Source organism: Streptococcus orisasini (assembly GCF_001431045.1).
Taxonomy (GTDB): domain Bacteria; phylum Bacillota; class Bacilli; order Lactobacillales; family Streptococcaceae; genus Streptococcus; species Streptococcus orisasini.
Genome location: NZ_BCLE01000039.1, coordinates 23,398 through 32,151, shown reverse-complemented (window position 1 = coordinate 32,151; position 8,754 = coordinate 23,398). Strand labels below are relative to the sequence as shown.

Sequence of the window (8,754 nt, the reverse complement as noted above, 5' to 3'; positions counted from 1 at the left end):
TTCTCTTTTTTCTGCCTCCTTTTTCTTTTGTTTGGCTTCTTGTTTCAATCGTCTTTTCGTTGCTCGTTGTGTCTTTGGAGATAGAAACCCTGCTTGGTAGAGTAGTTTTCTAACCGTTGTATCTGAATAGGCGATGTTTTCTTCTTCCGCTAGTAGTTCGCAGAAATGAACAACATTTGGTCTTAAATCACCGTAACGTTGATATTTCTCGATAATCCTTTTCTTTGTTTCTAAAGACATGGCATGAGTTGATCTTTTTGATCTATTATCATGAACGAAAGCTGACTTTCCTTTCTCTCGATAGGCTAGTATCAATCGGTTCACCTGCCTTTTGCTTAACCCTAATTCTACACAAGCCCTGTTTTTCTGTTTTTTACCCTCACAAACAGCTTTGATGACTGCGTATTTCTTTGACTCTATCATAGTTAGTTCTGTTTTCCTCATCTTTCTAGTTTAACAGACGGGACATTTTCACATTCGACCTAGCTAAGACATTATCACTTTCGAATGATAATAGTGATTATAAAGAAAAGAAAACGCTTGCATTTAAGTTTGTTTTTTGATAAAATGAATGTATAAAAAATGTAAGGAGGTTTGTTTATGGTTAACGATAAAAATGAAAACATTAATGTTGATGAACTATTTTCAGACTTAGATGAATTGGAATTTACAGAGCTTAAAGAAGTTACAGCGTTACCTGAGACCGCTGCTACAAGTGGCTCTATGATTTCTAATGGTTGTTCAACTTGTGGTTCTAGTTCATGTTGTTCTTCAAGTACCTAAGCAATAGTTTATAAGGTGTTTGGTGTTTACTAAAGCAGTTGCAATAACAACTGCTTTTTTTAAAATAGTGAGGTACATTATGCCGGTTTCATTATACGATTATTCAAATTCAAAGTTAGAAACAATCTTAGAAATGAATGAAATTATAAGTTCAATTTCTAATAGGTATTATATTGATTTAGACTGGATGTATGGACCTAATATAATGGTAGTATGTGAAGAAGAAAATGAAGAAAAATTGGTTATGAATGTATTAAAAGATCTGTCTAATAAGTATAAAAAAATAGAAGGAGATTATACTTTTAAGGAACGGCTGTATTTTAATGAACAAAAGAGATTATCTGATCTTGAATTAAGAAAGCTAGATAAAATACAGGTTCATAAACATGGTACTTTAATTACGAGGCCAGAAAAAACTTCTATTTTTAATTCAAATTTCCAAAAAAAAGAATTTAGAGCAATACGATTTGAATTGAATAGTCTCTATACAGAAATATTATCTTATTTTAGAGAATTAAATTTACCAAGTGCTAAACTGGTTTACTTTATAACTTTATTTAAGAGAACTAGCGAAATATTTTACTTAGGGGAAGAATTTGGTTATTTATCCTTTCTTTCTCATATTATGGGATTCTTTTCAAATATAAGTAACGATTTTAATAGAAAAAAAGTTTTAGAAAATTTTGAAAAAATATATTTTGACTATAAAAACAGAAACTATACCGTAGAGTATGAATTGATTTCTGAGAAAGTAGATATGGTAATTGATTGCTTTAAAAAATTTTATTTAAAAATGATTGAATATTACAATACAATAAATATAAGAGATTCTAAAATAGAAGAAAGTAGCTATTTAAGCTATCAAAAACAATTTAATTTATTTAAAGAATATATTTCTAAACTGGATAATTCCTATCATTTATCATTATTAAGTATGGATAATCTAGATTCTCTGATGCTTTCTCCAGAAATGTTAGCATTTAGAGATGTAATAAATTTGATGTATGTTTCATTACCGCTATTTGAGCAAAGTATGTTGAAAAAACATCTATTCTGTTACATGGTAGTGAAAGAATTTGAACATAACCATCCGGATAAGGTTAGGTATAAGTTCTCACTATAAGGTAATTGAGAGGAGATAAAGTTGATAAATCCAATGGTATTAAAACGATTCAATAATGTTTCCAAAAAAAAGTTTAGTGAAATATTTGAGAAGATTGAGTTTGATAAATATTATTATTTGATAGATAGTATTTCTAATCTGCTTGAAGATAATTTAGAAGTCTGTGATTTGTTTAATTTAAATAGAAATTTATTTTATTCAGGAGAATACAAAAATTTTTTAAAACATTTAGAGAAGAAAAAATTTACAAAGGTTAAAATCTTTATAAAACTTAAGCAACTTACATTGGAATTAATAGAGGAAGAAAATAATATTTTTATCCAATACAATAGAAATTTATTAGAAAGTAGAAGAAGAATTCAAAAATTCTTTCTTGAAAACTCTGATCAGGCTTCTTCTCTTCTACTAACAAATTCATCTATAACACATAGTTTTTATAATTACTTATATACATCTGCTGAAGAACATAAGAGAAAACATAGAAAAAATGACCATCCATTTTACAATTATATTACAAGGTCTATTATGAAAACTAGTCCGTTTGCATTTTCAACTTCAATTTCAAATACAGAATATCCCACTCCAACGACATATAATGTTGAACTCAATCTTACATTTATATACAAAATAATTTTTCATTACATAGAAAACTCGAAAGAATTTCTTTCGAAAGCAAAATTTGCATTACCTCCATCAACAATTATTTCTGAAGATGATAAATTATTTTTTGAAGCAATAGTAAATAGTAATAAATCTACCTCAAAAAAAATTCTTTATGGAGAAGAGGGTATAGTTAAGTTTCAGATAAATAGTAAGATGGTAAATTTTTTTGAGAAATATGACCTAGATGAGTATTTTAATTTTAGTGATTTTCGCGAGCAGTTGTTCCCGAATTATAATTATGAAAAAGTGATGATGCTTGTCTCTCGATTGGTTAAAAAAAATATTTTGATTCCTGTAATTGGTTTTGAGGAAGGTAATTCAGAGTCTTTAATTTTAGATGCTCTTGATAAGTTGAGCGGAATTGAAACTATTTTATATCAAAAATTGAATTTTTATTTGAATTCTTTATTAAAATTGAAGAAGTCTTTGTCTGTGGATTTTTCTCTTGAAAATTTAGAAAAAAATATTACAAATTATTCGCCGGTTATTGAGGAGATAAATTCCACTATTGGTACAAATTTTTTAATAACAGAAGCTTTCTATGTTGTTTCTTATAAAAATAATGTTGAAAGACCAATTGCATCTGAAAAGATTGTATCTGAAAGCGATGTGAAGAATTTAAAAATAATTCAAAGATTTGGTCAAATTTTTAATGCTAGTCAAAGACTAAGATTTGAGGTTGTTGATAGATTGAAGCTTATCTTCAAAGAAAACGAAAAAATATTTTTTGATGATCGATTTCAAAGTGTAATTTTTGAGGTTTCTGAATTAATGAAAGGTTATTGGGGAGATTTCGCACATACAAATCCTAACTTTATAAGTCCTTTAGTAAAAAATTTAGATGAATTAAAAATTCAATTTATAGAACAATTAAATGACTTAGTATTAAGTCACTCACAAGAGGGCTTCATTGATTTAAAAGGCTTGATTTTAGAGTTTGTAAATAATATTCCAGAGGCAATCCGTTCGAATGATATAGATAGTACTTTTTTTCTTCAAAAGGTAAATCATAACAAATTAATCATTAATAATTGTTATGAAGGACAGGAGAAATATAGCGCTCGTTTCATGAATATTTTTGAAAGTTATATTTCTACTTCTCAAAGTTATCATCAATTTGTAGATGAATTGTATAAAAAAAATAATTATTATGAAATTTCTGATACATTTGGATTTAATGGAAATATGAAAAATAATACCCTTCAGAAGCGTTGTTTTACAAACTATATTGGTAATAGTAGATTTATATCAAGGAAAGATGATATAAATATTGACAAATGCTACATGAAAGTAGCATCTAATGGATTAGATTTATATGATGAAAATAATAATAAATTTAGGATATTACATAGAGGTTCTTTGACTCCTGCATTAATGCCAGGGTACATTTCTAATTTACTGCAGATTTTTTCAAATGGGGCTATGTATTTTCGATTTTCTGAGTTGATACAAAGCAACTATATACCAGAGTTACGCTTTGATAATTTGGTAATTTCAAGGAAAGTATATAAGCTTAGTATCTTCTCTGAAATTTCTGAGATTTTGTCATTATCTTGCGATGAACAAAAATACATATTTATCAATAAACTATTTAAAAAATATTGTATAGAGACGAACTTTTTTCTTCGATTTAATCGTAATTATGAACATGTAAATAAATATAATAAGTTGAAACCAATGTATTATGATCTAAAGAACCCGTTGTCGTGTAAGTTTTTTCTAAAAAATATCGTTCCTTATATTAAGAATAACATGGCAAATGAAATTTTTATTGAAGAATATTTGGGTGACGATTCCGAGTATACTACTGAGTATCAAATAGAGGTGTACCAATATGAGTAAATTTAAAGTACTTTCCAGAAGAAATCTTCTTATATATGAAGCGGAAGGAGAGGTGTTTTTAAAAACTGCACATTACCAACTAACTGCTCCCCACGATAAAGTATCCATAAATATATTAAAAAAGATTCTAAAGGCAACTAGGCAAGTAATTTCAATAGATAGTCTTTGTTCATTTTTGAAGATTTCAGAGTACGAAATCTTACAATATATAAAATTATTGAGAGAGATCGGGGCTGTCTTTATTTTTCAATCAGATGTTTCTACCCTTGATTCATCTTTAATTGATTTGTTATGTGTATATGGTGAAACTAATCTTTCAATAGACGATTTCATTGAAAAAGTAGATGATATTTGTATCTATATTCCAGAGCAATTTAATAAATTATTTAATTTATTGACGAAATTAAAATTACACTGCAAATTTGCAGAAATCAAAGAAGTACAAATAAAAATGAATGGGAAAACTAAAAAAATTTTCCTTTCACAAAATTATTATAAAGATATATTTTTTGATGTAGAACAAATATATAATCATAGTCAATTTGACTATAATAAATTAAATTACGTTCAAAAATTAATGTTTGATCATTATTTTTCAATATTTATCATTAAACAAATAATTGGAAATAATTTAGTTGGAGCAGTCTTGAATCATGAAGGACAATTTGAAGAATTTAGATTTAACCAATATCACTTTGAGATGCTGATGAGTGATGTCAATATCCCTACGAATGATATTGCTGACATAAGTAGACGAGTTAGATTATTAGAAAATGTACTTCAAAATAATAAGTTTCCATATTCTTTATCGAAGCATAGAAATAGTGCCTTAGCTACAGTTCATCAGAATAATAAAGTAGTTTTTGGGATTCATGATGACTTAAATAAAAGAGAATTTTTATTTGCAGGAACGGACTTTCTAATTTCATTTCTCGATACTTTTATTATAGCTCTTCAGTATAGTCTTGAAAAACTTTCAGGTAAATCCTGGATTGTTTGCCGAGCGGAAGACTACTATGAAAAAAAATTAGATAAACTATGTCAAATAATCAATGTTGGTGAACAGTGGTATGTAATTGATGAGTATAATTTAAATAATAGGTTTGATATAAAAGTTATACAAGGTGAAAAATCTGGTTTGTATAATTTTATTATTAGAAATTTGGAAACTAAAAAAATATTTAAATTTTCTACTCCCTTTTCAAATGTGGAGAATTCTAAAAAGATTTTAGCGGATAATATTTCTTTACTCGAAAATCAGGAGCAATTAGTTTATGATTCTATTTTTGAGAATCAAAGCAAAGAAAAATTTATCAGTAGCGATGAGCTAATTTTCGATGTTGAAACAAAGATTGAAAAGTTGCAAACAGCATTTGAAGAAAAGAACATAAATTATACTGAAAAAAAATGGATATATGAGCAACTATTAGATAATGTTGGTATTGTTGTGAGACAGATAGAGGTGGACAATTATGGAAAAAGTAGTTGAGTTCCAGTTTGAAAACTATATTGTTGTTTGCTACGAAAAATACCAAAATTCTATACTAGATTTTTTGAATCAAAATAGAGACTATTCAATGGATTATGGTGATTTTGATTCCTTGAAATTTAAGAATATCTCTAAAGTTTTAATCCAAGAACTAAAAAAACTCTCAGATAAATATTTCTTTTTAATTGATATGTTTACAGGTCAAGTTTCAAAATTAATTGTTTATTGGGAATATAGAGATTATTTTGAAGAGATATTTTTAAGAGAAATTGAGGATGATTATTTTATAAACGAAGGTTATCGCTCTAAAAAGTTTTCGGAATTGATCCAAGTGCTAGAGAGGAATAGCGATATACTTTTTCACCCAGAATTAGGAGTTTGCAAAAAATCATTTAGAAATCATGCTACTGTTTATCCATTGATTAGTCAGATTTATCAATCTAATGGAAAAAATTTTGATTCACATGGCCGTTCGTCAACCCTAAATTCAGCATTTTATTTAGCAGTATTAGAAGGACTAGAAAGAATTCATGGCGCATATTCTATGGATAAAGAAATATATTCGAAAAAATCTGAACTAGTTTTGCCATACATAGATTTGAAAGAGCTGTCTAAATACTCTATCAATAATAATGTTTCAGCCGATTTTGATGAGAAAATACATTGGAGAAGGGGCTTTGATTTAATATCAAACGAACAGCTCTATCTACCCGTACAAGGAATAAATTTTGGTCCTCCAAAGGATGAGAAAAGATTTATTGAGAGTAATTCAAATGGAATGGCTATTGGTACCAACATAATTGAGGCTATTATAGGTGGTATTTTTGAAATACTTGAGAGAGATGCCTTTTTAACCTATTGGTTTACATTATCAAAGCCGAAAGTAATAAATGAAATTGTTGACAATGATATTAATAAGCTGATACATGAAATTTATTTAAAGGGTTATAAGGTTACTATTTTTGATATTAGGACTGAAGTTGACATTCCAATTGTTTGGATATTATTTACTCAGATAAAAGGAAATAATGTAGTTAATAACTATGTCTCCGCTTCATGCGGAATTTCATATAAAGATGCAATTTTATCAGCATTAGTTGAAGGAATTGGTTCGCTTGAGGCTTTTAATGAATTCTATATAGAAAAAAAGCTTCAAATACCTCTATCTAGAGATATGATATATTCGGTTGAGGATCACGTATTATTTTATTCATCAGAAGAAAAATTATATGAATTTGATTTTGCATTAAAGGATCAGGAAAATATTTTATGGCAAGATATAAAGGATGTTAATATTTTAGAAAATATTAAAACACAAAAAGATTTGTTGGCGGATTTAATTAGTCGTTTACTTAAAAACTTCCCAGATATACAAGTTATTGTTACTATCAATCATTCAGAACTACTATCTGCTTTACATTTACGCAGTGTTAAAGTTTCCATTCCTCAGCTTCAAAATATTTCATTTGGAGAGGAAAATAAAAATATAAATATACCTAGATTAAGGAAGTTTTCTACCTTTAAAGGAAGAGAGTTGATAATTAATGACAAACCTCACCCATTCCCTTAGTGTTTTAGAAAGTTACATTGAATTATTTTTAGATGAAAGATATATGAATACATCTGGGAAACAAAATGTAATTTTAACACCATTTAATAAAAATTATTTCAAGTGTAATATCTCAGAGGAGAAATATTACACTGAAAATTTAGTGTTGAAAGAAATGATAGAGAATACTTTGGAAATTTATAGAATAGATTTTCTAAGTTATTATCAGGATCACAATTATTCTCCAAGTGTACGGTCGCTTCATAGTAGTGGATTTTTAATATTACATGATGAACTTGTTTATTATTTTGATATTTATGAATCAAATTTCAGGATTATTGCTCACTTAAACTTAGGAATTGAATACAAAAATAAATCATTTATTATTGGCTTTTCAGACATATATAATGTACATAGATTTTATAAAAGTTTTTCGGTTATGGCTACACTTTTAGAAAATGGACATTTATTATTTAATTTGCAAACAGTTTTAAATAGTAATAGAATCGATTATTCTTTTTGTTACTCTAAAAAATTAGTAGATATGCTCAGTGAAGTTATGCCGGCTACGTTCTATTTTAGCTACATTATTTCTTTTTCCAATTTTGATTTCTCTCCTTTAGAGAAATATAAAGAATTTGCTTATGATATCAGAAATAACCAATTTCAATTGCTAAGTATGGAAAGGGATACACAAAGAGTATTAAATGCGTTAAATAAGATACCGACAAAAAGTATAAAAATAAGTGAGAATGATAACATTCTTTTGAATAATTTTAAAAATTTAGGATCAGGACATAACGTTATTGGCAACTGGAATTTAGATGAAAACTTTGACTCTATTTCAATTAAAGAAGTTAGGAATAAATTAAATTTAATGATTAAAGAAACTCAGAGCAAGCACCTAATCAATTTCTATCTATTAGAGGAGGAGTCTAGTAATAGATATAAAGTTTATAGCAATAATGGGGAATGTCAGATATTAGAATTAGATGATGTTAATAAATATTTTAATGATTCATCAAAAAACATAGACTTCAATACTATGAAGTACTTTGTTTTTTTCACATCAACTGTAAAAAATAATCACAATTATAAAGAGCTATTACTTAATATAGGACAGTACATGCAATATATATATGCGTATTCTTCATCAAAAGGCTATAAATTTAGACCATTTAAAAGCCATAATGACGAAATGATTTTAAAAGATATAACCTTCAACAAAGATGAACTAGTACTATATTCTGGAGTATTTTTATCAGATGAAATAATTCAATTAAGTACTTTTAGTGACTGAAAGGA

General features: G+C 27.2%; 7 protein-coding genes. 6 read left to right on the top strand and 1 reads right to left on the bottom strand.

Features of this window, described 5'->3' with window-relative positions; all coding sequences use genetic code 11:
- Window positions 1-423 (bottom strand): helix-turn-helix domain-containing protein (locus SCSH_RS08415; protein ID WP_152972546.1); only part of this gene is annotated, 423 nt, incomplete at its 3' end.
- Window positions 424-600: 177 nt separating this feature from the next.
- Here SCSH_RS08415 and SCSH_RS08410 point away from each other — a divergent pair.
- From SCSH_RS08410 to SCSH_RS08385, 6 genes are read left to right on the top strand one after another with little or no spacing between them, the layout of a single operon-like run.
- Window positions 601-783 carry a thiazolylpeptide-type bacteriocin gene (locus SCSH_RS08410; protein ID WP_057491444.1) on the top strand — a complete coding sequence of 61 codons (183 nt, stop codon included), beginning with the start codon at window positions 601-603 and terminating at the stop codon, window positions 781-783.
- Window positions 784-805: 22 nt separating this feature from the next.
- A complete protein-coding gene (locus tag SCSH_RS08405; protein ID WP_057491443.1) occupies window positions 806-1,906 on the top strand; it encodes a hypothetical protein in 1,101 nt (366 codons plus the stop codon).
- Between the two features lie 21 nt (window positions 1,907-1,927).
- The gene (locus tag SCSH_RS08400; protein ID WP_152972545.1) at window positions 1,928-4,411 is read left to right on the top strand and encodes a hypothetical protein; all 2,484 of its coding nucleotides are present in this window, start codon (window positions 1,928-1,930) and stop codon (window positions 4,409-4,411) included.
- Window positions 4,404-5,900, top strand: coding sequence for a hypothetical protein (locus tag SCSH_RS08395; RefSeq protein WP_057491441.1), 1,497 nt, complete (start codon window positions 4,404-4,406; stop codon window positions 5,898-5,900). The genes SCSH_RS08400 and SCSH_RS08395 overlap by 8 nt, the downstream gene beginning before the upstream one ends.
- The gene (locus tag SCSH_RS08390; RefSeq protein ID WP_057491440.1) at window positions 5,884-7,470 is read left to right on the top strand and encodes a YcaO-like family protein; all 1,587 of its coding nucleotides are present in this window, start codon (window positions 5,884-5,886) and stop codon (window positions 7,468-7,470) included. The genes SCSH_RS08395 and SCSH_RS08390 overlap by 17 nt, the downstream gene beginning before the upstream one ends.
- Window positions 7,445-8,749 (top strand): hypothetical protein, encoded by a 1,305-nt coding sequence (locus tag SCSH_RS08385; protein ID WP_057491439.1) that lies wholly within the window; start codon window positions 7,445-7,447, stop codon window positions 8,747-8,749. The genes SCSH_RS08390 and SCSH_RS08385 overlap by 26 nt, the downstream gene beginning before the upstream one ends.
- Window positions 8,750-8,754: the final 5 nt, after the last annotated feature.

What these genes read in the sequence shown, in the direction of transcription:
- SCSH_RS08390 (WP_057491440.1), top strand. Translation starts at nt 5,884, where the DNA reads ATGGAAAAAGTAGTTGAGTTCCAGTTTGAAAACTATATTGTTGTTTGC.
- SCSH_RS08395 (WP_057491441.1), top strand. Translation starts at nt 4,404, where the DNA reads ATGAGTAAATTTAAAGTACTTTCCAGAAGAAATCTTCTTATATATGAA.
- SCSH_RS08385 (WP_057491439.1), top strand. Translation starts at nt 7,445, where the DNA reads ATGACAAACCTCACCCATTCCCTTAGTGTTTTAGAAAGTTACATTGAA.
- SCSH_RS08410 (WP_057491444.1), top strand. Translation starts at nt 601, where the DNA reads ATGGTTAACGATAAAAATGAAAACATTAATGTTGATGAACTATTTTCA.